At 61.7% G+C, this 20,473-nt stretch carries 19 protein-coding genes and 1 tRNA gene; 4 read left to right on the top strand and 16 right to left on the bottom strand.

The features are described from left to right. Positions 1-10: 10 nt before the first annotated feature. Together MTX36_RS11890 and MTX36_RS11885 are read left to right on the top strand one after the other, a co-directional pair. Complete coding sequence (locus MTX36_RS11890; protein ID WP_243619946.1) at positions 11-994, top strand: SGNH/GDSL hydrolase family protein; 984 nt, start codon at positions 11-13, stop codon at positions 992-994. A gap of 122 nt (positions 995-1,116) precedes the next feature. Continuing rightward, positions 1,117-2,334: an acetyl-CoA C-acetyltransferase gene (locus tag MTX36_RS11885; RefSeq protein WP_243619945.1), complete on the top strand. Its 1,218-nt coding sequence runs from the start codon at positions 1,117-1,119 to the stop codon at positions 2,332-2,334. Positions 2,335-2,396: 62 nt separating this feature from the next. Here MTX36_RS11885 and MTX36_RS11880 read toward each other — a convergent pair whose 3' ends face one another. The 9 genes from MTX36_RS11880 to MTX36_RS11840 form a co-directional block, all read right to left on the bottom strand. Continuing rightward, positions 2,397-3,191 (bottom strand): enoyl-CoA hydratase, encoded by a 795-nt coding sequence (locus tag MTX36_RS11880; protein ID WP_243619944.1) that lies wholly within the window; start codon positions 3,189-3,191, stop codon positions 2,397-2,399. Further along, positions 3,188-3,943: an enoyl-CoA hydratase/isomerase family protein gene (locus MTX36_RS11875; RefSeq protein ID WP_243619943.1), complete on the bottom strand. Its 756-nt coding sequence runs from the start codon at positions 3,941-3,943 to the stop codon at positions 3,188-3,190. Before MTX36_RS11875 ends, MTX36_RS11880 begins: the two co-directional genes overlap by 4 nt. A gap of 128 nt (positions 3,944-4,071) precedes the next feature. After that, complete coding sequence (locus tag MTX36_RS11870; protein ID WP_243619942.1) at positions 4,072-4,929, bottom strand: Bax inhibitor-1/YccA family protein; 858 nt, start codon at positions 4,927-4,929, stop codon at positions 4,072-4,074. A gap of 178 nt (positions 4,930-5,107) precedes the next feature. After that, positions 5,108-6,241, bottom strand: coding sequence for a class I SAM-dependent methyltransferase (locus MTX36_RS11865; RefSeq protein ID WP_243619941.1), 1,134 nt, complete (start codon positions 6,239-6,241; stop codon positions 5,108-5,110). Between the two features lie 76 nt (positions 6,242-6,317). Beyond that, on the bottom strand, positions 6,318-7,004 hold the full coding sequence (locus tag MTX36_RS11860) for a nitroreductase (RefSeq protein ID WP_243619940.1): 687 nt from the start codon (positions 7,002-7,004) through the stop codon (positions 6,318-6,320). A gap of 35 nt (positions 7,005-7,039) precedes the next feature. Then, positions 7,040-7,948, bottom strand: a complete 909-nt coding sequence (locus tag MTX36_RS11855; protein WP_243619939.1) for a TIGR03619 family F420-dependent LLM class oxidoreductase — start codon at positions 7,946-7,948, stop codon at positions 7,040-7,042. A gap of 3 nt (positions 7,949-7,951) precedes the next feature. Next, positions 7,952-8,782, bottom strand: a complete 831-nt coding sequence (locus MTX36_RS11850) for an SDR family NAD(P)-dependent oxidoreductase (protein WP_243619938.1) — start codon at positions 8,780-8,782, stop codon at positions 7,952-7,954. Positions 8,783-8,822: 40 nt separating this feature from the next. Next, positions 8,823-11,237 carry a bifunctional diguanylate cyclase/phosphodiesterase gene (locus tag MTX36_RS11845; protein WP_243619937.1) on the bottom strand — a complete coding sequence of 805 codons (2,415 nt, stop codon included), beginning with the start codon at positions 11,235-11,237 and terminating at the stop codon, positions 8,823-8,825. Continuing rightward, complete coding sequence (locus MTX36_RS11840) at positions 11,230-13,536, bottom strand: bifunctional diguanylate cyclase/phosphodiesterase (protein WP_243619936.1); 2,307 nt, start codon at positions 13,534-13,536, stop codon at positions 11,230-11,232. Before MTX36_RS11840 ends, MTX36_RS11845 begins: the two co-directional genes overlap by 8 nt. Before the next feature lie 350 nt (positions 13,537-13,886). Between MTX36_RS11840 and MTX36_RS11835 the strand changes: the two genes are divergently transcribed. Then, on the top strand, positions 13,887-14,564 hold the full coding sequence (locus tag MTX36_RS11835) for a tellurium resistance protein (RefSeq protein WP_243619935.1): 678 nt from the start codon (positions 13,887-13,889) through the stop codon (positions 14,562-14,564). 318 nt (positions 14,565-14,882) lie between these two features. Here the strand turns inward: MTX36_RS11835 and MTX36_RS11830 are convergent, their stop codons facing one another. Then, positions 14,883-15,056, bottom strand: a complete 174-nt coding sequence (locus MTX36_RS11830; protein ID WP_243619934.1) for a hypothetical protein — start codon at positions 15,054-15,056, stop codon at positions 14,883-14,885. A 207-nt stretch (positions 15,057-15,263) separates the two neighbouring features. On the opposite strand from MTX36_RS11830, the gene MTX36_RS30540 reads away from it, so the two are divergent. Then, a complete protein-coding gene (locus MTX36_RS30540) occupies positions 15,264-15,818 on the top strand; it encodes an acyltransferase (RefSeq protein ID WP_374230473.1) in 555 nt (184 codons plus the stop codon). On the opposite strand, the gene MTX36_RS11825 is transcribed toward MTX36_RS30540, so the two are convergent. The 6 genes from MTX36_RS11825 to MTX36_RS11800 all read right to left on the bottom strand — a co-directional run bounded on the left by MTX36_RS11825 (position 15,775) and on the right by MTX36_RS11800 (position 20,350). Further along, positions 15,775-15,851 (bottom strand) — tRNA-Leu (locus MTX36_RS11825). The two genes, MTX36_RS30540 and MTX36_RS11825, sit on opposite strands and share 44 nt — an antisense overlap. 109 nt (positions 15,852-15,960) lie before the next feature. Further along, the gene (locus tag MTX36_RS11820) at positions 15,961-16,914 is read right to left on the bottom strand and encodes a Ppx/GppA phosphatase family protein (protein WP_243620003.1); all 954 of its coding nucleotides are present in this window, start codon (positions 16,912-16,914) and stop codon (positions 15,961-15,963) included. An 11-nt stretch (positions 16,915-16,925) separates the two neighbouring features. Beyond that, positions 16,926-17,471 carry a DUF501 domain-containing protein gene (locus tag MTX36_RS11815; protein ID WP_094274353.1) on the bottom strand — a complete coding sequence of 182 codons (546 nt, stop codon included), beginning with the start codon at positions 17,469-17,471 and terminating at the stop codon, positions 16,926-16,928. Further along, positions 17,468-18,118, bottom strand: coding sequence for a septum formation initiator family protein (locus tag MTX36_RS30255; RefSeq protein ID WP_243619933.1), 651 nt, complete (start codon positions 18,116-18,118; stop codon positions 17,468-17,470). Before MTX36_RS30255 ends, MTX36_RS11815 begins: the two co-directional genes overlap by 4 nt. A 20-nt stretch (positions 18,119-18,138) precedes the next feature. Then, positions 18,139-19,425, bottom strand: coding sequence for a phosphopyruvate hydratase (eno, locus tag MTX36_RS11805; RefSeq protein WP_243619932.1), 1,287 nt, complete (start codon positions 19,423-19,425; stop codon positions 18,139-18,141). Positions 19,426-19,564: 139 nt separating this feature from the next. Beyond that, a complete protein-coding gene (locus MTX36_RS11800; RefSeq protein WP_279394507.1) occupies positions 19,565-20,350 on the bottom strand; it encodes a lytic murein transglycosylase in 786 nt (261 codons plus the stop codon). Between the last annotated feature and the right edge of the window lie 123 nt (positions 20,351-20,473).

Here is a 20,473-nt window from a genome sequence, read left to right as displayed (position 1 = left end):
CGCCGCGCGAATGACGTCGGATCCGGCTAGATTGGCCAGTGTGAGTCGGCCTCGAATCAAAGCGTCTGTGGCCACCGTTGCCGCCGGAACGGGCGCGGGCACCGCGAGCTGGTTGGCCTACCACTATCTGATGTCGCAAGCCGGCGCCGCTCGCGGTGTCATCGGACGCAATATCGCCAAACCACCCGAGGCCGACGGCGTGTACGCGCCGGGCGTCGACACACCGGAACGGTGGTGGCGGGGCGTCCCTTTTGATCTCCACCTGATGATCTTCGGTGATTCGTCGGCGGCCGGAGTGGGCGCTTTGACAGCGGACGACGTTCCGGGGGTTCGCGTCGCCAAGCTACTCGCAGACGAAACCGGGAAACGAATCCGCTTGAGCACCAAAGCTATCGGCGGTGCTACATCGCGTGGCCTGAGCGGTCAGGTCGACGCCATGTTCATTGCCGGAGCGCCGCCGGATGCTGCGGTAATCCTGATCGGGGCCAACGACGTGACCGCAAAGAATGCGATTCACGCGTCGGCAAGGCGACTGGGGTGCGCGGTACGACGCCTACGCGGCAGCGGCGCGGTCGTCGTCGTGGGTACCTGCCCTGATTTGGGAGTTGTCACGGCCATTCCGCAACCACTGCGGACCGTCGTCCGCGAATGGGGCCATCGGTTGGCGTCGGCACAGGCGTCGGCGACGAAGGCTGCCGGCGGTCATCCCGTCCCGCTGGCAGATTTGTTGGCAAAAGAGTTCCTCGCGTCCCCGGACACGATGTTCTCGGCTGATCGTTTCCATCCGTCGGCCGCGGGATACGAACTCGCGGCCCGTCAGATCGTCCCGGTACTCGCTTCGGCGTTGGGTGAGTGGAAGGGCGGACCGCTGCCCGATCTCCCTCAGGTCTCCGACGCCGCGCAGGCGCAAACGATGACCGCTCGGTTGACCCGAGTGCTGAACCGCGCGGGCTTGCACCCGAAACCTGCAGTTCAGGAGCTTGCGGGCGACTGAGTGAGACTGCCTGCCCGAAGCTTCGGGTAGGCAACGTAAATTGAGACTCGAAGCTGCAATCAACTTGCCCTGCCCTTCGACACATCTGTGCGTCGAAAGAGCAGTACACATAAGGAGTTTTCATGCCCGAGGCAGTAATCGTCTCAGCAGTCCGGTCGCCCATCGGCCGCGCAATGAAGGGTTCGCTCAAGAGCATCCGCCCGGATGACCTCGCTACCCAGATGGTTGCCGCCGCGCTGGCCAAGATCCCGGAGCTCGACCCCACCGAGATCGACGACCTCATGTTCGGTTGCGGCCAGCCTGCCGGCCAGTCGGGCTTCAACATCGCCCGCGTTATCGCCGTTCAGCTCGGCTACGACTTCCTCCCCGGCGTGACGGTCAACCGTTACTGCTCCTCTTCGCTGCAGACCACGCGTATGGCTCTGCACGCCATCCGCGCAGGCGAGGGCGACGTCTTCATCTCCGGCGGCGTCGAGTCCGTCTCCAGCTTCGTCACGGGCAACGCCGACGGCATGCCCAACACCAAGAACCCGCTCTTCGAAGCCGCTCAGGCTCGTAGCGCGAAGCTCGCCGAAGGTGGAGTCGCCTGGACCGATCCTCGCGAAGAAGGCCTGATCCCCGACGTCTACCTGGGCATGGGCCAGACCGCCGAGAACGTCGCCTCCGCAACCGGCATCACCCGCGAGGACCAGGACCGCTTTGCAGTCCGCAGCCAGAACCTGGCCGAAGCAGCCATCAACCGCGGCTTCTTCGAGCGCGAGATCACGCCGGTCACCCTCGCCGACGGCACCGTCGTCTCCAAGGATGACGGCCCGCGCGCCGGCACCACCTACGAAGCCATCAGTGGCCTCAAGCCCGTCTTCCGTCCCGACGGCACCGTCACCGCCGGCAACGCTTGCCCGCTCAACGACGGCGCAGCCGCTCTGGTGATCATGTCCGACACCAAGGCAAAGGCATTGGGCCTCACGCCCCTCGCCCGCATCGTCTCCACCGGCGTCTCGGGTCTGTCCCCCGAGATCATGGGCCTCGGCCCGATCCAGGCCGTCAAGAACGCCCTGAAGTTCGCCGGCAAGTCGATCTCCGACATCGACCTCTTCGAGATCAACGAAGCCTTCGCTGTTCAGGTCATCGGTTCCGCTCGTGAGCTCGGTATCGAAGAAGACAAGCTCAACGTCTCGGGCGGCGCGCTTGCTCTGGGCCACCCGTTCGGTATGACCGGTGCCCGCATCACCAACACCCTGATCAACAACCTGCGCGAGCAGGACAAGACCTTCGGCGTCGAGACCATGTGTGTCGGCGGCGGACAGGGCATGGCAATGGTGATCGAGCGCCTCAGCTGATCCCCCGATTTAAACGATGACAGCCGCCCGGCATCTGCTGGGCGGCTGTTGTCGTTTGTCGGTCAGGTGGCGGTCTGGCTCCGGCCACGGTCGATGACGCCTTGACGCCGCGCTGCCACTTGCGACGGATCAAAATCAGCCATCCACTTTTTCGAGGTCGAATCCTCCACCTTCAGAGCTTGATTGGCGACGTGATCCTGCGATCGCCGGTAGGAATCGAGTAGGGCCCGAACTCCGGGTTGGTCATTTCCCACGATCGACTCGGCCACTGCGAACGCCGCCGGCATCAATCGCTCGTGTGGCACCACTTCGGTGACCAGACCCGCGCGCAATGCCTGCTCCGCGTTGAGGAAATCGCCGGACAAGCTCATCCGGCGCGCCAGGCCAGTTCCCACTGCCGCCGGCAGTCGGTACGTCAATCCCCAACCAGGCAGGACCCCGACGCGGGCATGGGTATCGGCAAAACTCGCGTGCTCCGACGCGATGAGGAAATCGCACGCGAGCGCGAACTCCAGTCCCCCGGTGATCGCCGCACCGTTGATCGCACCGATCACCGGTTTGGACAGTGGCCGCCACGGATGCCCAACGGGGACTTCCTGTTCCGACACCAGCGCCGCGTTCTCGCCGCCGCCTCCCAACTCGCGCAGATCCAAACCGGCGCAGAAAGCGGGATCCGTTCCCGTCAGAATGACGACGTCGACCTCGTCGTCGGAGTCCGCCCGGGCCAGAGCGTCGCGCGTCGCGGCGATCAACTCCGAACTGAGAGAGTTGCGCGCGTGTGGACGATTAAGCGTCAGTATCCGAACTCGTCCCCGGCCCTCTTCGAGCAAGACCGCTGAGCTGTGTCCGTCACTCAATTCGGCAGCGCTCCCTTTGCGAAACTCCCCAACTGTTGAATCAACTCTCGCGCAGCATCGTCCTCGCGCTGAACTGCGGCGCGCGCTTCCTCCACCCAGCCTTGGCGCAGAAGCTTTTTCGCGGCCAGGACGGCAGGTCCGACGTTACCGGCGATCTGCGCGGCTGATTCCTGCACACGCGCCTGCAGTTGGTCGACCGGAACCGCAGCGACGGCAATGCCGATCTCGGCAGCTTCGACGCCGCTCACCCACCGAGCCGTCAACAGAAGTTCCGAAGCACGCTGTGTGCCAATCACCTTGGGCAGCATCCAACTGCTTGCGGCCTCGGGTGCGGTGCCCAAAGACGTGAACGGAGCCCGCAATCGGGCGTCCTCGGCAACGTAGACGACGTCGCAGAAGAGCAGCATTGTCAGGCCAATTCCGACGGCAGCACCGTGCACCGCGGCGATCAGCGGTTTCGGGAACTCCACCAAAGCCACGATCAGCGGCGCAAACGCGAGCCCGAAATCAGCTGTGTCCGCACCAGGTTCGGAAAGTGCGCGCAGGTCGACGCCACTCGAGAACGCCTTGCCCGCACCTTCGATGACGACCACCGCGACAGTTGGATCCGCGGCCGCGTCGTCAAGCGCTTTGGTCAATGCGCGGAACCCAGCCGGGTTGAAGGCGTTGAGTCGACCGGGATTGTTGAGCGTCACTGTCCGCACAGATCCGACATCGGAAACAAGGACCGGTTCAACTGTTGATGTCGACATGGTTGCGCGCACACCCTTCGGATAGCTCTGAACCAAGCACTTGCTCGGCAATCAACGTTAACCCGGACACACACAGAAAAGTAGGACCCCCGCACAGCGGAGGCCCTACTTTTTACAACACGGTTGTGTCAGTTCCTGTTGAAGTAGCTCAGCAGGCGCAGGATCTCGACGTACAGCCAGACCAAGGTGACAGTGAGGCCGAGAGCGACGCCCCAGGCTGCCTTCTCCGGAGCCTGTGCGCGGATCAGCTGATCAGCGGCATCGAAGTCGAGCAGGAAGCTGAATGCGGCAAGGCCGATGCAGACGAGGCTGAAGATGATAGCCATCATGCCGCCGTCACGCAGACCCAGTCCGCCTTCGATGAAGAAGCTGGCAACCAGGTTGCCCAGCGACAGAACCACTACACCGATCAATGCGCCGATGATCATGCGAGTCAGACGCGGGGTGACGCGGATTGCACCGGTCTTGTAGACCACGAGCATGCCGAAGAACACACCGAAGGTACCGAGAACAGCCTGAGAGATCAGCGTCGTGGCCGATACACCGCCGGCGGCTTCGATCGGACCGGTGAACAGGAACGACAGCGCGCCGAGGAAAAGACCCTCAAAAGCGGCGTAGGCGAGCACGATGGCCGGGTTGTCCATCTTGCGGCCGAAGGTCGCCACCAGCACGAGACCAAGGCCAACCAAGCCGCCGACCATCACGAACGGCGTCGCGAGACCCGGATCGTTGTACACCAGGAAGTACGAGATGATCGCCGTCAACGACAGAACACCGAGCGTGATGCCCGTCTTCGTGACGACGTCGTCGATCGTCATGGCCCGCGATACGGGACCGGTCTGGTAGGGCTCGGCCGGCGCGTACTGCGGCTGACCGAACTGCTGGGTGGCCTGCGTGGCGCCCGCCGTCGCAGATCCGAACGAGGCGTATCCGTTGCCCTCTTGCTTGGGCAGATTGCGGAACACCGGGTTGCTAGTGGTGCGCACCGTGATCATCCCTTCATCGTGGTGACCTGCGACGGGTCTGTCGCGGGTTCGCCGGACGGATCCGAGTTTCTCGACACGGTCCGTGTACTTTCAAAAAAGTAAAGCACTCGTAATTTACAACGTCGGAGCAGTCAGTGTGGTTCCCGGCGCGTTTCGGGAATATCAACACACTCCGATATTAAGACGCTTTTATCGATTTCATGACGATGAACTTTGCGTTCTTCGCCATAGCCTCGCTCGCGCCGACGGCAGCCTTCAATGGTTCGCGGTAGCCCAGATGGGCGTTATGTACGGTCCACAGCTCACCACCGGGACGCAGGACACGACCCGCTGCCTCGAACAATTTGAGTGCGCCACCGGTATGAACGGCGGCACCGACATGGAACGGCGGGTTCAAGAGAACCAGGTCAACGCTGGCGTCGGGCAGGGTGCTCATGGAATCGTCGCGCAGTCCGCGTACTCGATCGCCCACCCCGTTGGCCGACGCGGTTGCGAGCGACGACGCGACCGCTGCCGACGACTGATCCGTGGCAATAACCTGTGCGTCGGCAAACTTCAGAGCGATCGCTGTCGCGAGGATGCCGCTACCGCAGCCCAGGTCGACGATGTCGCGGGGCGTGATGGCGATCTTGCCGAGATTTTCGAGCAGCAAGCGGGTTCCGATGTCGAGGCTCGCGCCGGCGAACACGGAGCCGTGCGCAACGACGTCGAGGCCGAATTCGTCGAGCCACTCGGTCTTGGGGAACGTGACGGCTACGTCGGACTTCGGTTCGGCAGCCTTGAGGACCCGCGACTTCTGGCGTCCACGTGACGCATTCACCGACGAAAATGATTCGGCGAGAACCTTGTTCATTGCCGGGGTGATGTGCTTGTCGCGTCCGCCGGCGAACACTAGCACCTCCGGGTCGGCGTGGAGGGCGACGAGTTGGCTGATTTCTGCCAGTTCGGCAAGGCTGCGCGGCAACTGCATCAGGACGACGCGAGCACCGCGAAGCAGATCCGCGTCGAGACCGTGCGAAGTGTAGGAGTCGGCGAAGCCGAGTTCGCGGGCATTGTTCGCCAATGCCAGTTCTCCGGTGAGCGGATCCTGATGAACCCGCACACCGGACTGGCCGGCTACCACTGCAACGCCGGCGGTGAGTGCACCGTAGTGATCGCCGATAACAACCACAGTTCCGGACGGTGCCGCAGCGAGAGCGTCGGCGGCCTCGTCGAGAATCAACCGATCTGCCGCGTCGACGGCGAATAGGTTGGGTGCCTCGATATCGGGAAAGCGGCGGAGTCGATCGAACAGTTCGGGAGTCTCGGACATGTCGACCAGTGTATTGCGGCCGGGCACCCCAATACTCAATTCGTCAACCCTGCAGTGACCAGACGAACAACCTCGATCAGTTGGCAACCCACTGCGTGACGTTTTCCACGGCCTCGCGCGTCGTCCGGAAGCCGTTCACCGGATGGTCGGTGTCGGGGTAGCCGAAGGAAATTGCGCACACAACCTTGCGGGTGTCGTCGATTCCGAAGAACTCGTGGATGAACGCGGAACTACCGGCGAGTGCGGCCTGCGGGATGGTGGCGACGCCCAGGCTCTGCGCAGCCAGGAGAAAGGTGTTGACGTAGAGACCGCAGTCGACGGCTCCGTACGTTCCCAGGGCTTCGTCGGTGGTGATGATAGCGACGTGGGGGGCCCCGAAGAGTTCGAAATTCTTCATAGTCTGAGCGCCGGATGCCGCTCGATCACCCTCGGCGATACCAACGCTCGAGTACAGCGCCATCGCGCACTCGAAACGTCGCGCTTTGTAGACGCCTTGATATTCCCGGGGGAACTCGAAGTCGGATTCCTGCGCATGCGACATGACGTAAGCACCGAGACCTTCGCGGAATCGCTGCGTCCCTTCACCTTCGGTGATCGCCACCTGCCACGGCTGAGTGTTGCACCACGACGGCGTCTTCTGCGCGAGTCGCAGAATCTCGTTGATGACGTCGCGAGGAACCTGACGATCCTCGTAGGCGCGGCAACTGATTCGCGCATCCAACAGTGCGTCCAGGCTCGATTCTACGATGGTGCTTTCGGTCATGTGTTTGTCTCCTCGAGATCGCAAACGTGTGTCGGTCAAGATGGTGTGACGGTGCGGAAAGCCGACACCAATTCCCCGAATATATCCATCGCCGCATCAGGGTCGGGATCGACCGCAGCCAACGCAACCAGAACGTCGGTCGCACCCGACTCCACCAGTTGCTCAGCGCCGAGCATGGTGGCCGGCAGATCGATAGATCCGTCCGCCGCCCGGCAGATGGTCAGCCGCCCACGAATCTGCAGGTTGGAGGGGTCCCGTCCCAGGTCAACCATCGCCTTACGGATGACGTCGCCGCCCTCGCGTAGATCGTCGTTGCCGGCGCCCATGATCGGAATCCAGCCGTCACCCCACGTTGCGACGCGTCGAACAACGGCCTTGGACAAAGACCCTGACACCCAGATCGGGATTCCGGCAGCCGGCCGGGGCGCACAGTACACGTCGTCGAAAGTCAGTCGCGGCGTAGCAACGCTCGCGGGCGCGGAGGTCCACAGCGCTCGGCATACGGCCAGCGCGTCGTCGAGCAGCGGTCCACGCTTGCCGAAGTCCAGGCCGACGGCCTCGTATTCGCGTTCCTGCCAACCGGTTCCGACTCCGAGATCGAACCGGCCACCCGACAGTAGGTCGAGTGTGGCCGCAGTCTTGGCCAGCACCGCTCCCCCGCGTAGTGCTGCAATCACAATGCCGGTGCCCAAACGAATCGTCTTCGTTTGTCCGGCAACAAAAGCCAGTACTGTCAGCGGTTCGAGCCAGTTCGCGTCGGGTTCGGTGGGAAACGCCGACCAGGTGTACGCCGAGTTATCCGAGCCCATCACGACGTGATCGGTGACCAGTACCCGGTCGAAACCCGCCACTTCCGCGCTTTGACATACCTGCACCAGCTTGCCGTAGGAATCCGAAGCCAGGGTAGTGCCGAAGTTCGGAACATTGAGACTCAAAGTTGCCATGTGTCAAGCCTTTCGGGGGCGGTTGGTCCAACCGCCCTCTTCTGTGGGAAACCAGCCGCCGGCAGCGTGGGAGCCGCCGTCGACGTGGATGATTGTGCCGGTGATGTACCGGGACAGGTCCGAGGCCAGAAACAGTGCCGGTCCGGCTATGTCTTCGGGTTGGCCCGGGCCGCCGAGCGGGGCCCACTGCGGCCACTTCGTCCAGTCGTCTTCGGAGACGATCTTCCGGTAGGGCACCTGAACCGATTCGATGAGGTCAGGCGCAATCGCGTTGACCCGCACTCCAGTTCGACCGACCTCGACGCCAAGACTCCTGGTGAACTGCGTCAACGCGGCCTTGTACGCCGAGTACACACTGTGGCCCGGGATTGCTCGGTGCGCCTCTACCGTCGTCAGGTTCACGATCGATCCGCCCGAGCCGCGTTCGATCATTCCGGGCACCAAGGAATGCGTCAGACGCAGAACATGATCGAAGTTGATGTTGCCCATCTCGGACCAGAACTGTGGTGTCGTGGCGACAAACTGCTGCGGCGGCGCGAGAAAGTGACCGACATTGTTCACCAGAACATCCGGTTCGAAGTCGATCATCTCGCGCGGTACAACCGGTTCCCGGACGTCGTAACTCAAGCTCGTCACCGAACCGCCTGCTGCGGCGTCGAATTGGAGGTCTTCTACCGGAGCTGTATCGACATCGACAACCAGAACATCAGCACCGTGTGACGCATAGGCGCGTGCAATCGCGGCCCCGATGGCGTGTGCGCCGCCCGTGACCACCGCCTTCTTGCCTACCAACATCGGGCCTGGAGAGAACGCAGAACTGTGCACCGCAAACATCCTTCCGCACGTTGATACGTGGCTTGCCTGCGAAGCACCATTACATAGTTCGAGGCCGAGAACTCCCGACATTCTCACTCAGCGGTAGACCCGGGTCCACTTTTTCGCGAGACGCGATGAATGCGGGAATTTGCGACGCCGGCATGGGCCGTCCTTCGAGGAATCCCTGCACCACCCGGCACCCGCACGCGGCCACAACGGCACGTTGACGCGCGGTCTCGACTCCTTCGGCAACGGTTTCCAACCCCATCGACTCCGCGATATCGATGATGGCTCGAAACACTGCGCTTCTCGAATCGTCCAAGTCAACGTCCAATTGGTCCACGAAGCTACGGTCGATCTTCAGTCGATCGAGAGGCAGTACGGACAGACTCGCGACCGATGAGAATCCGGTACCGAAATCGTCCATGGCAATACCGACACCCAACTCGGCGATACACACCAGGACCTCGCGTTCCGCGGCGTCGATTACCAACGACTCGGTCACCTCGATCTCGAGCCGCGCCGCCGGCAAACCGGTTTCACGAAGTGCCTCACGAACCGAATCGACGTATCCTACCGAACGCAGCTGCACCTGAGAGACATTCACCGCGATGCGCACGTTCTCGGGCCAGGTTGCAGCTTCGGCGCACGCAACACGCAACACCTGCGCACCGATAGGCACGATCAGGCCGGTCTCTTCGGCAACCGAGACGAAATCAGCCGGTCCAACCAGCCCTGAAACAGGGTGATTCCACCGCAACAATGCCTCGAACCCCACGACCTTCCCGGAAATCGCCAGCACTTGCGGCTGGTAGGCCAGTTCGAACTCGTTGTTCTGCAACGCCATCCGCAGATCGAGAAGTGCTCGCGCTCTCCCCTTGGCATGCTCACGCAAAGTCGAGTCGAACGGTCGAATCTGATTCCGGCCACTGTTCTTGGCGTGATAGAGGGCAAGGTCCGCGACAACCACCAGATCATCGAGGCTGTCCGCATCGCCCGGGACAGAGCCGTATCCCAGGCTCACTCGAACCCGAATCGATTTCCCGGCGAACAGAAATGGGGCGGCGATGGCGTCGACGATCTCTTGGAATCGATCATTGACCTCGGACTCGTCCTCGATGTCACTGAATGCCACGGCGAATTCGTCCCCGCCGAGTCGCGCACAGATTTCGTTCGGACGTAGCACTCCGTTCAGTCGCGCCGCCACGTTTCGTAATACGTCGTCGCCGACGCTGTGGCCCCAGCGGTCGTTGATCGATTTAAAGTTGTCGAGATCCAGCATCCCCAACCAGACCCGCGCCCCATCGTTGATCATCGACGACAATTGCGCGGTAAATGCGTACCGATTGTGCAGTCCGGTAATCGAATCCACTTCCGCCAGTTCCAGGATGTACTCCCGCTGACGGTGGGCACGGGTTATGTCCGAACCGACACCGCGCCAACCCACGTCGGAGGGCTCTCCGGTACTGGTGTGTGTGTCATTTCTGCGGTGTCCCGAGATCGACCACCGACGAATTCGATCACCCACCCAGACGTCGAGTTCGACATCTCGAAATTCGTCATTACGCTCGAAGCACTCGCCGAGCACACTCAGCGCGAGACGACCCGACTCCGTACGGTTCGCACCGATGTCGACCAGGATCTCGAGCATCGTTCGGCCACGAATCTCCGAGATCGGGAGTGCGAGGCGTTCCGCAAATCGGTGCGACGCCGCGCCCATGACCCCGTCCCGGTCGGTTTCCCACAACCAGTCCTCGGCGCCGTCAGCGAGATCACCCAGGAGCAGTTCTACGAGGTCGCGCTGATCCTCGGCATTGAGTTCCGCGCGCAGCCTCCGCTCGAAGACGTTGGCCAACACCAAAGTTCCGCCGTACAGCGACACTGCATAACCGGTGAGGATTCCGATCAGGACCCAGCGCTCCGAACCCGGTTCTGTCGAAAAACCCCATCCCACACCGACACTGACCAACACGATCCAGATGATCGTCACGCCGCGGTACATGACTATCGGAAAGATCCCAACAGCAATGCCGCCAAACAAGATCGCCGTCAACGTCAACTCGTCGCCGGCTCCGAGAATCGGATAGAGAACTATTGCCGACCAGGCCAGAAGCAGTCCCCACACGATCACCTGAATTGCCAGCACGATCAGATCGACAATCGATCGGCCAGGATCTCGGGCCCGCGCACGTCTGAACCAGAAGATGCCCAGTGAGATGTTGGATCCGAGGGTGAGCGACGCCCACGTCCATCGAAACCACCCGGTTTCGACAGGCATGAAGACAACGATGATGCTCAGCGCAATCGCTGCTACCAGAAATGTCCAAGGTTGGACGCGCGCAGAATATTCCAATCGCCGTTGGAGGAGACGACGTTCTTCGTAGTTCGACGGGTAATCACCCTTCCACATCGGATCGATCAGGCGCAGCAAAGCATTGACTGCCGGACGCCGAAACCCGCCGGGCTCAGTCATGTATCACCGAGAAGATCCGCATCAGGTCCTCGAGCGTCATCGCGTCACCGGCAACGCGACCCTGCACCGTTCGAACTCCCATATCCGAGGCGGCCGAGAGTTCTTCGTCGCTGTCCACCCCTAACATCACGGTTTCCATCCCCAGCGAATCGACCAGGGTGACGACGGCGGCGAGGATCGGCCACTGCCCCGGAACATCTCCCGAGAACGACTGATCGACGCGGACGCGGGTGAAGGGTAGGTTCGACAGTGAAGCCAGCGAAGAGAATCCGGCGCCGAATTCGTCGACGGTCAGTGAAGCGCCAAGTCTCGCCGCTCCACGGATTCCCGCCTTCGCTCGATCAGAGATCGCCGACGACTCGGTGAGCTGTAGCTCGATTCGACGAGGCTGTATGCCCCACCGGTCAAGTGCTGCTGCAAGATTGTCGACAAACGAATCCGATTCGAGCTCACGCGAGGAGATGGTGATCGCCACTCGAACGTCTTCGGGCATCCGCGACGCGGCGCCACACGCCATCTCGAACACCGTTGCACCGAGAACTGATGCCAAACCGGCGTCCTCGGCGATCCCCATGAATTCCGCGGCCGGTACCGTCCCCAGCCTCGGATTGCGCCACGCTGCCTCGCACTCGACTGCGACGATCGCATGCGTGGCCACATCGAGTTGCGGCAGAAATCTCAATTCGATGTCGCTGGCAGAAACGCCGTTTCCGATGTCTTCCAGGAGATTTGCGCGTCTGGCTGCAACCAGCTGCATCAAAGGCCGGTAATGGAGAACTGTTCCGCGTCCCGATTCTTTTGCCGCGTACAGTGCCAGATCCGCAGCAACCATCAGGTCGTCGATGGACAAACGCGCGCTGTGTGGAAAGTGGAAGCCGATGCTGCACCCGATTTCCAGCCTGGTTCCCGATACCGCAATCGGTTCACGGAGTGAATCGACATAAGGCTGCAGCAGCGCGTACACGCTCTCGTTGTCGTCGATATCGCGGAACAGGATTGCGAACTCGTCGCCGCCGAGTCGAGCACACAGTTGCGATTCGTCTGCGACGTCGGACAACCTGGCTCCCACCTCGATCAGCACCTCGTCGCCGATCGAGTGTCCCAGGGTGTCGTTCACCGATTTGAAGTTGTCCAGGTCGAGAACGGCGAGGGCAAGCCGATTCCGGCTCTGCCGGGATTCGCGAATGCTGCGCTCGAGTTCCATCCAGAAGGTGTGGCGGTTGGGCATGCCGGTCAGTGCATCGACTCTGCCCATCCGAACGATCTCGTCGCTCTGAGCCTGCACCCCGGTGACGTCCGAGCCGACACCTCGCCACATCAGTTCGTCTGGTGCAAGCCCCGGCGTCGGCCTTCCCGACAACTTCCACCACCGCATCTCTGCGTTCATACGTACCGGAATCACGACGTCGGCAAACGCACCCTTCGACTGACGCGCCCGCTCGATTTCCGACAACGCATCGATTCCACCTTCCAACTCGAAAGTTCCGAGTTCCGTGAAGAGTTCCTGCCAGGACAAACCCAGCAGCGAGTCCGGATCCAGCCCGCCGCCCAGCGCAAGCTTTGTGGGGATCCGCGAAAACTTGCCCTTGCGATCCGTCTCCCACACGAAGTCTCCGGCATTCCCTTCGAAATCGTCGAGCAGCATCTGTGCAACAGCGCACTCCGCGGCCGCACTTCTTTCTGCCAGGTAGCGCGCTTCGAGATTTCCCGACACTACGACCGCGCCGCCGATCAACGCGCACCCGTATACCGCCAAACTGACCAAGATGCGCCCGAATTCCGGGCCTGGCTGCAACCAGAACGCGACCCCGAGAACCACCGTGCTCGCCAGTACCCAAGTGACTCCCAACGAACGCAGCATCGCCGTCGCCAGTGTGCCTGCGCCGATTATCGCCGCCAGCGTCGCGGTCAACACCAGGTCTCCGACCTCGTCGAGAATCGGGTACAGGAGGATCGCAAGAACCGAATACAAGAGGCCGACCGCAGCAAACTCGATGATCAAGAAGCAATATCCGAGACGGTCGGACGCCACGATCGTTCCACGCTTGATCGCGAACCCCACGTACACACCGACCAGACCGAAAGCTCCGGCCAGGACAGGCCAGGTTCTCGCCAGCAAGCCGCCGTCACTCGGAATGACGTAGATCGACAATCCGATCACAGCCAGCAGATGCACCACTGCAGCCCACGGAAGTACGGTGAAGCTGATGGCAATCTGCCGGCGCCGCACATCACGTCGTTGCGCGGTTGTCAGTGCACGTGACTGAGCGAGTAGTTGCGATTGTGGTTCGAATACCATCGAGCCCCCTCGCTCCTTGGACTACGTCACTACATATTGCGTCGTTTTGTATGTTTTGAGCAATTGTCTCGTAACTATCAAATAGCTCATTAAAGCAAACGTCCGAGTTCTTTTTCGCAATACAGGCGCAGACGTTACGGCCGACAGCAAACATTTAGACCAGTCCCTGCAACATCGCTGTGCGATTGTCCGGGTTATGCACCCATCGGTACCGGCGTCTCACCTGTCACCAAAACCGGACATCAGTAACAATGGGTTCTGATCGCCCATCACTTCGACGGAAGTTCCAGCCAGACCGCACGCCCCGTTCCACGATCGAACTGTTTCAGGTTCAGACAAGGACAACAACGATGGCTATCGACTACACCCGACGACCCGGGGAGTCCACGCCCTCCCCGGCTTCGGTCAATCTGAGCAAAATCACCCTCACCAAGGCTGCGCCCACCGTCAACCTCGCCAAGGCCGGGGAACGCCAAGGAAACCTGCGCGTGAACTTGAACTGGTCACAAGGAGCAGCGCCCAAAAAGCAAGGTTTCCTGGCCAAACTCGCAGGCGCAGGATCCGGTGCCGTCGACCTCGACCTCGGTTGCCTCTATGAACTCGCCGACGGATCCAAAGGGGTCGTCCAGGCACTGGGCAACAGTTTCGGTGCGTTGAACAGCTCACCATTCATCCTGCTGGACGGTGACGACCGCAGTGGCTCGAACACCGGCGGCGAAAACATGCACGTCAACCTCGCCGACCCCAGCGTTTTCCGACGGATCCTCATCTTCGCGATGATCTACGACGGCGCACCCAACTGGGCTGCAGTCGACGGCGTCGTCACTCTGTACCCGACCAGCGGGCCCGAAGTGGAAGTGCGACTCGATTCAGCCAGCAACCAAGCCCGCCTGTGCGCAATCGCGCTCATCCAAAGTTCCGGGCAAGGAGTGAGCGTGACACGCGAGGTGCAGTACATCGACGGCAGCCAGTCCGACCTCGACCGTGCCTACAGTTGGGGCATGAAATGGTCTGCGGGGCGTAAATAGTCGAACGCTCTACGACTATCGGGGGATACATCACGCCCTCCCCCTCATCCAAAAGTATGAGAACGTACGGTTTTCTCCCATTGGAGCTCCGGAGGTGGCTAGGCTCGAGTTCGGTCCGGTCAGACAGGAGGGGGTCAACTGGACACGGATAGTGGGTCGGCTGCGGCATGTGCTTGGTGCGGTCGGCGGTGATGCCCCGACCCCTCTGGGGCGGGGCATCACTACCCGGTCGATACAGCGATTTCACTGTATTCGCTTGCTGTTTCAATCTCCTCCTGCCCGGGTATCGCGGCAGAGGAGCAGTTCTTCTCAACACCTTCACATAGCAGAACTGGTGATCCAGATGTGGGCGAAGCGAACGGATACGGCGCTGATCATCATCGTCGCAGTAGTCCTCGGTTTCATGGTGTGGGTTTCGAGTTCCCACGTCATCGCTTCCATCGGTGTGACACTTGCGACGGCCGCAACCTGTTGGATTGCAGGGGGATTCATCCACGGATTCCGCTCGCCGAAGTAACAGCAAAACATCCTGACTTACTAAAACGAAGTGCGGCAAGATGTTTGATAAAACCGCGCAGACTTCAGCCGGGTCGACAGTGGAGAATTGCTGCATGCGGTTGCGTCCTGTAGCCGCACAGAAGAAGTGGGCATAGTGAGCAATTCTGGGCGATTCGTCATCGCGGCTACAGACCTTCGTCCATGTCGGACGCGCCAATAGACAGGGGAAGATGCGCGAATGAGCATTCGTGCATGGCTAGCCAACGGTCCCGCAGCATCCGCCCTCATACACCCACGCATTCGGTTATCTATCCTCAAACTTTGCGGTGCACGGATCGGCTCCGCGCGAATCATGCTGGCCTCACAATCGGCGGAAACATCGGCGGGCTGACAATCGGCGACAGAACGTTTTTGAACACGGAATGTTCACTGCATCCGACAGGCAAAATTTCCATCGGGAACGATGTGTCATTCGGCCCACGCGTAATAGCAATGACCGGAACACATGAGATTGGGCCCAGCACTAAGCGCGCCTCCGATCCGACCACGTTTTCGCCTGTAACTATCGGTGACGGATGTTGGCTTGGAGCGGGCGTGCTGGTGAGCCCTGGCGTGACCGTCGGCCCGGGATGCATCATTGCGCCCGGCGCGGTCGTCACAAAGGACTACCATGCTCGAACAACCCGAAATAGTTCACTGACCTGCGCCGATATGGTGCCCCCAGTCGGACTTGAACCGACACTTTACGGATTTTAAGTCCGTTGCCTCTGCCAATTGGGCTATGGGGGCTTCCCTGTTGTTGACGGCGTACCGACAACAACAGGCATCACACTATCGTGCGCTGGAATACATCGCGATCAGACCCACCGATCATGATGCCCATCAACATCATTGAGCGTCATTCGAGAGGGATCGACATTGCGATACCGTCGAGAATGTCGTGCTCGCTGACCACAAGTTCCGTGATCCCGGCCTTCTCCTCGAAGGCTCGCGCCAGAACCGTGGTGACGATGGCTCCGCCGCCGATAACATCGACGCGACCGGGGTGCATAGGTCCGAACTTTGCACGCTCGGCACGAGGCATCGCGGTGAGCCGGTCACACACGTCCGTCAATTTCTCGAACGCGATACGCGACAGGTGCACTTTGTCGGCGTCGTAATCCGGCAGGTCCTGCGCAATTGCCGAGAGCGTGGTCATGGTTCCGGCGACGCCCACCAAGGTGCGAGCCTTTTCGATGGGCACCGCAGCAAATGCTTCGGCCAGCTTCGCCGACGCGAATGCTGTTGCCTCAGCGACTTGTTCCGCACTCGGCGGATCGGAATGCAGGCACCGTTCCGTAATCCGCACACAGCCGATGTCGGTGGAGTACGCGGCTACGACGCCCGCAGAGTCACCGAGAACCAACTCGGTGGATCCGCCGCCGAGATCGACGACCACAAACGGTCCCTCGGACGGATCCAGTTCTCCCACAGCGCCACTGAACGACAAACGTGCTTCTTCGTCGCCCGTGATGACCTCGGCACCGGAGCCCGGAATAACGCTGCCCAGTACGTCACGAGTCATCGAGAAGAAGTCGTCGCGATTGGATGCATCTCGCGTGGCGGAGGTAGCGACCATCCGGACGGCACTTGCTCCCGCGTCGGCGATCATGCCCGCGTATTCGACCAGCGCTACGCGAGTGCGTTCGATGGCTTCGGGCGCCAAAGACCCTGTTGCGTCTACGCCTTGACCGAGTCGAACAACCCGCATCTCGCGCCGGACGTCAACCAATCGACCACCAGTGCCGACGTCCGCGATGAGCAGACGAATGGAGTTGGTACCGCAGTCGATGGCAGCGACGCGTCGAGTCACTTCTCGGGGACTCACTTCTCCGGATCAACCGCGGCGTCGATGCCCGGCCAGTCGGCGGGGATGGCGGTGCCGCGGAGCTTGCCGTGTCCTGCCAGAGCAACCGACTCGTCGCCGAGCGGGTTTACGCCCGGACCCTTTGCGAGCGAATGCGCCATGAGGACGTGGAGGCACTTGACGCGGTCCGGCATTCCGCCGCCGGCAAAGTCGGTGCCGAGGGATTCGATGGCGTCACGCTCGGCGAGGTACGACTCGTACGCCCGGCGGTAGGCAGCGGCCAGCTCGGGGTCCTGCGTCAGACGCTCGGACATTTCACGCATCACACCGGCAGATTCCTGGCGGCTGGCCTCAGCGGTCAGACGAGGATCCGTGAGGTAGTAGAGCGTCGGAAAGGGTGTTCCGTCAGGAAGTTTGGGGGCTGTCTTGACTACACCGGGTGTGCCGTCGGGACTGCGGTAAGCAATCTCGAGCACTCCGCGCGGTTCGCGGCCCAACTGAGCTGCGACGGCATCAAGATCCGCCTGCGCGACGTTGGGGGAATTTTCGGACTGATTGCTCACCCGGTGGGTACTCCTTGTTCTTCTGGCTGCTGCGTCGGGGTAGCCGACGCAGGTGCCGGTTTTGGCTTTGTCTCGGGCACCACTGGCGGTTCCGAAATCGTTTGCCACAGATCGCGATACCACGGACCTGTCAGCGGGGTCTCTTTGACTTTCTTCTTCTCGGGTTCCTTGTAGTCGCCGGGAAGTTGAACTTGAAACGGTGTTTCACCGGGCTTGACGTACCGAAGACGTTCCCGCGCAAGAGCTTCGATGTACGCAGGGTCATCGAAGCGTGCATTCTGCGCCCGCAGTGCGTCGACCTCTTCTTGGAGGACGCGGCGCTCGGCCGCGATCTGTGAGGCATCGGAACGTTGAGAGATGTACGTGCGCAACGGCACTGCCAACGTCAACGCCAACATCAGTACGACCATCGCGAGTACGACTGCACGCGAAGTCGAGAGCCCGAAAACGGTGTTGTCGGAATGGGGCAGCCTCGACCAGAACCGGCCCGAGGACGCCGTTGCCGTGCTGCCGGTAGCGTCGGTGTCGGCACCACGCACGCGTCGTGCGCTGGTGGTTCTGCCCCGGCGAGCGCCGTCGCCACGCCCAGAACCACGACCCCCCGGACTTCCGCCGGGGGATCGTGGTTTACCGCGCTGTGCAGACACTACCGATACTTAAATTGTTGTCAGGCCTCGAATGCGAAGCGCGGGAATGCGACCTCGCCGGCGTAACGAGCGGCATCACCGAGGTTCTCTTCGATGCGCAGCAACTGGTTGTACTTGGCGACGCGCTCGCTGCGAGCGGGCGCACCGGTTTTGATCTGGCCGCTGCCGACGGCAACTGCGAGATCGGCGATGGTGGTGTCCTCGGTCTCGCCGGACCGGTGGCTCATCATCGTCTTGTAGCCGTTGCGGTGTGCAAGATCGACGGCGTCGAGGGTCTCGGTGAGGGTACCGATCTGGTTGACCTTGACCAGCAGTGCGTTGGCCGCGCCCTTGACGATGCCCTCTTCGAGGCGCTCGGGGTTGGTGACGAACAGGTCGTCGCCGACAAGCTGAACCTTGTTGCCGATCTGGTCGGTGAGGGAAACCCAGCCGTCCCAGTCGTCTTCGTCCAGCGGATCTTCGATGGAGACGAGCGGGTACGCGTCGATGAGCTCGGCGTAGAACGCGGACATCTCGGCGGCCGTGCGGTTCTTGCCCTCGAACTTGTAGCCGGTGCCGTCCGTGTAGAACTCGGTGGCAGCAACATCGAGTGCGAGTGCGACGTCGACGCCCAGCTTGAGGCCGGTCCGCTCGACGGCGATCGTGATGAGGTCGAGAGCTTCCTTGGTGCCGGCGACGTCGGGTGCAAATCCACCTTCGTCACCGAGGCCGGTGGAGAGACCCTTCTCCTTCAGAACCGACTTGAGGGAGTGGTAGACCTCGGTGCCCCAGCGAAGGGATTCCTTGAAGCTCGGTGCGCCGATGGGAGCAACCATGAACTCCTGGACATCCACGCCGGTGTCGGCGTGTGCGCCACCGTTGAGGATGTTCATCATCGGGACGGGCAGAACGTGGGCGTTGGGGCCACCGACGTAGCGGAACAGCTCCAGGCCCGAGGACTCGGCTGCGGCGCGGGCAACTGCCAGCGAAGCACCGAGGAGAGCGTTGGCGCCCAGACGAGACTTGTCCGGGGTGCCGTCTGCGTCGAGCAGCGCCTGGTCGACAGTGCGCTGTTCGGTGGCGTCGATTCCGATGATCGCGGGCGCGATCTCGCCGAGGACTGCCTCGACTGCCTTCTCGACGCCCTTTCCGCCGTAGCGAGCGCCACCGTCGCGCAACTCGACGGCTTCGTGCACACCGGTGGACGCGCCGGAGGGCACTGCCGCCCGCGCGAAACTTCCGTCGTCGAGCAGAACCTCAACTTCGACCGTGGGGTTGCCACGGGAATCGAGGATCTCGCGAGCTCCGACCTGCTCAATACTGGCCACTGTGTGGTTCTCCTTCGATGGGCTTCGCATTGGGGCACGCTGTGCGTGGCCTCCGTAGTGCCAGCACACAGCCTAACCGCAGCGGCCGACGGCTTCTTTATCGACGCTTACACATCGGCCCGACCTGCGGTCATTCGATTCAGTCGGGTCGTGTTCCCACCGAGTACGCCGACGCTCGGTCACGGACCAGCGCCAGATAGTCACCGGACAGGTTGTAGGCCATCAGCGCTTGTTGCCACCCGGCGGCGGTCGTCAGGTCTCCCCCGCGGGCACACAGGTATCGCGCTGCAGTGAGGGCCGCGTCGTCGATGTTGTCCGGGTCGATTCTCCCGTCACCATTGGCGTCGACGCCCCATTTCAGCCAAGTTTCGGGGATGAATTGCATGGGCCCCATGGCCCGGTCGTGTACCGGATCGCCGTCCATCGTGCCGCCGTCGGTGTCTGCGATTTCGGCTACGCCGGGTCCGCCGTCAAGCGGAATTCCGCGTATGGCCGGCGCAACCTGTCCCGCCACGGAGACTTTCGAACCGTCATACGTTCCGTGGCGACTTTCGACGCTTCCGATCCCGGCGAGGGTGGTCCACCCGATCCCGCAACCCGGCAGCGTTTCCGCCATGACAGTTGCCGCGTAGCCATAGGCCTCGAGTGCTGTTGTGCCGATTCCGACGTCACCACTCAAACCTGCTGCCCACTCGGCGAGCTGATCAGCGCTGCGACCGGGGGCGTTGATGTCGATCGGCGGCGTCGGCGCCCCCAATCCCGGTGGGATTCCTTCCGGAATCACGATCTTCGGCTCATCAGATCCACAGGCTGCGGCGCCCACCCCCACAAGGATTGTTCCTGCAGCTAGCGCAGCAGCAGCGCGTACGAGGCGCCGCGGTCTCGAAGACTTGGCGGGGTTTGGATGCACCTCCCCATCATCCATGTGACCCGAAAGTTGGTCCGAACTTGATGGTAAAGAAATGCAAAAGTCCTGGTGGGGGCGCAGAGCCCGCAAGAAATGTGGAGTATCTTCGTCTGAGTTAAGGCTGCCCTAGCCTAAATCGTG

The sequence above is a fragment of the Rhodococcus sp. ARC_M6 genome, from assembly GCF_022810305.1.
In the GTDB taxonomy this organism is placed as follows: Bacteria; Actinomycetota; Actinomycetes; order Mycobacteriales; family Mycobacteriaceae; genus Rhodococcus_F.
This window is presented reverse-complemented; position numbering and strand designations above follow the sequence as displayed.

What these genes read in the sequence shown, in the direction of transcription:
- MTX36_RS11835 (WP_243619935.1), top strand. Translation starts at nt 13,887, where the DNA reads ATGGCTATCGACTACACCCGACGACCCGGGGAGTCCACGCCCTCCCCG.
- MTX36_RS11800 (WP_279394507.1), bottom strand. Translation starts at nt 20,350, where the DNA reads ATGGATGATGGGGAGGTGCATCCAAACCCCGCCAAGTCTTCGAGACCG.
- MTX36_RS11830 (WP_243619934.1), bottom strand. Translation starts at nt 15,056, where the DNA reads ATGAATCCCCCTGCAATCCAACAGGTTGCGGCCGTCGCAAGTGTCACA.
- MTX36_RS11875 (WP_243619943.1), bottom strand. Translation starts at nt 3,943, where the DNA reads ATGTCGACATCAACAGTTGAACCGGTCCTTGTTTCCGATGTCGGATCT.
- MTX36_RS30540 (WP_374230473.1), top strand. Translation starts at nt 15,264, where the DNA reads ATGTCGGACGCGCCAATAGACAGGGGAAGATGCGCGAATGAGCATTCG.
- MTX36_RS11860 (WP_243619940.1), bottom strand. Translation starts at nt 7,004, where the DNA reads ATGACCGAAAGCACCATCGTAGAATCGAGCCTGGACGCACTGTTGGAT.
- MTX36_RS11855 (WP_243619939.1), bottom strand. Translation starts at nt 7,948, where the DNA reads ATGGCAACTTTGAGTCTCAATGTTCCGAACTTCGGCACTACCCTGGCT.
- MTX36_RS11840 (WP_243619936.1), bottom strand. Translation starts at nt 13,536, where the DNA reads ATGGTATTCGAACCACAATCGCAACTACTCGCTCAGTCACGTGCACTG.
- MTX36_RS11865 (WP_243619941.1), bottom strand. Translation starts at nt 6,241, where the DNA reads ATGTCCGAGACTCCCGAACTGTTCGATCGACTCCGCCGCTTTCCCGAT.
- MTX36_RS11890 (WP_243619946.1), top strand. Translation starts at nt 11, where the DNA reads ATGACGTCGGATCCGGCTAGATTGGCCAGTGTGAGTCGGCCTCGAATC.
- MTX36_RS11885 (WP_243619945.1), top strand. Translation starts at nt 1,117, where the DNA reads ATGCCCGAGGCAGTAATCGTCTCAGCAGTCCGGTCGCCCATCGGCCGC.
- MTX36_RS11850 (WP_243619938.1), bottom strand. Translation starts at nt 8,782, where the DNA reads ATGTTTGCGGTGCACAGTTCTGCGTTCTCTCCAGGCCCGATGTTGGTA.
- MTX36_RS11845 (WP_243619937.1), bottom strand. Translation starts at nt 11,237, where the DNA reads ATGACTGAGCCCGGCGGGTTTCGGCGTCCGGCAGTCAATGCTTTGCTG.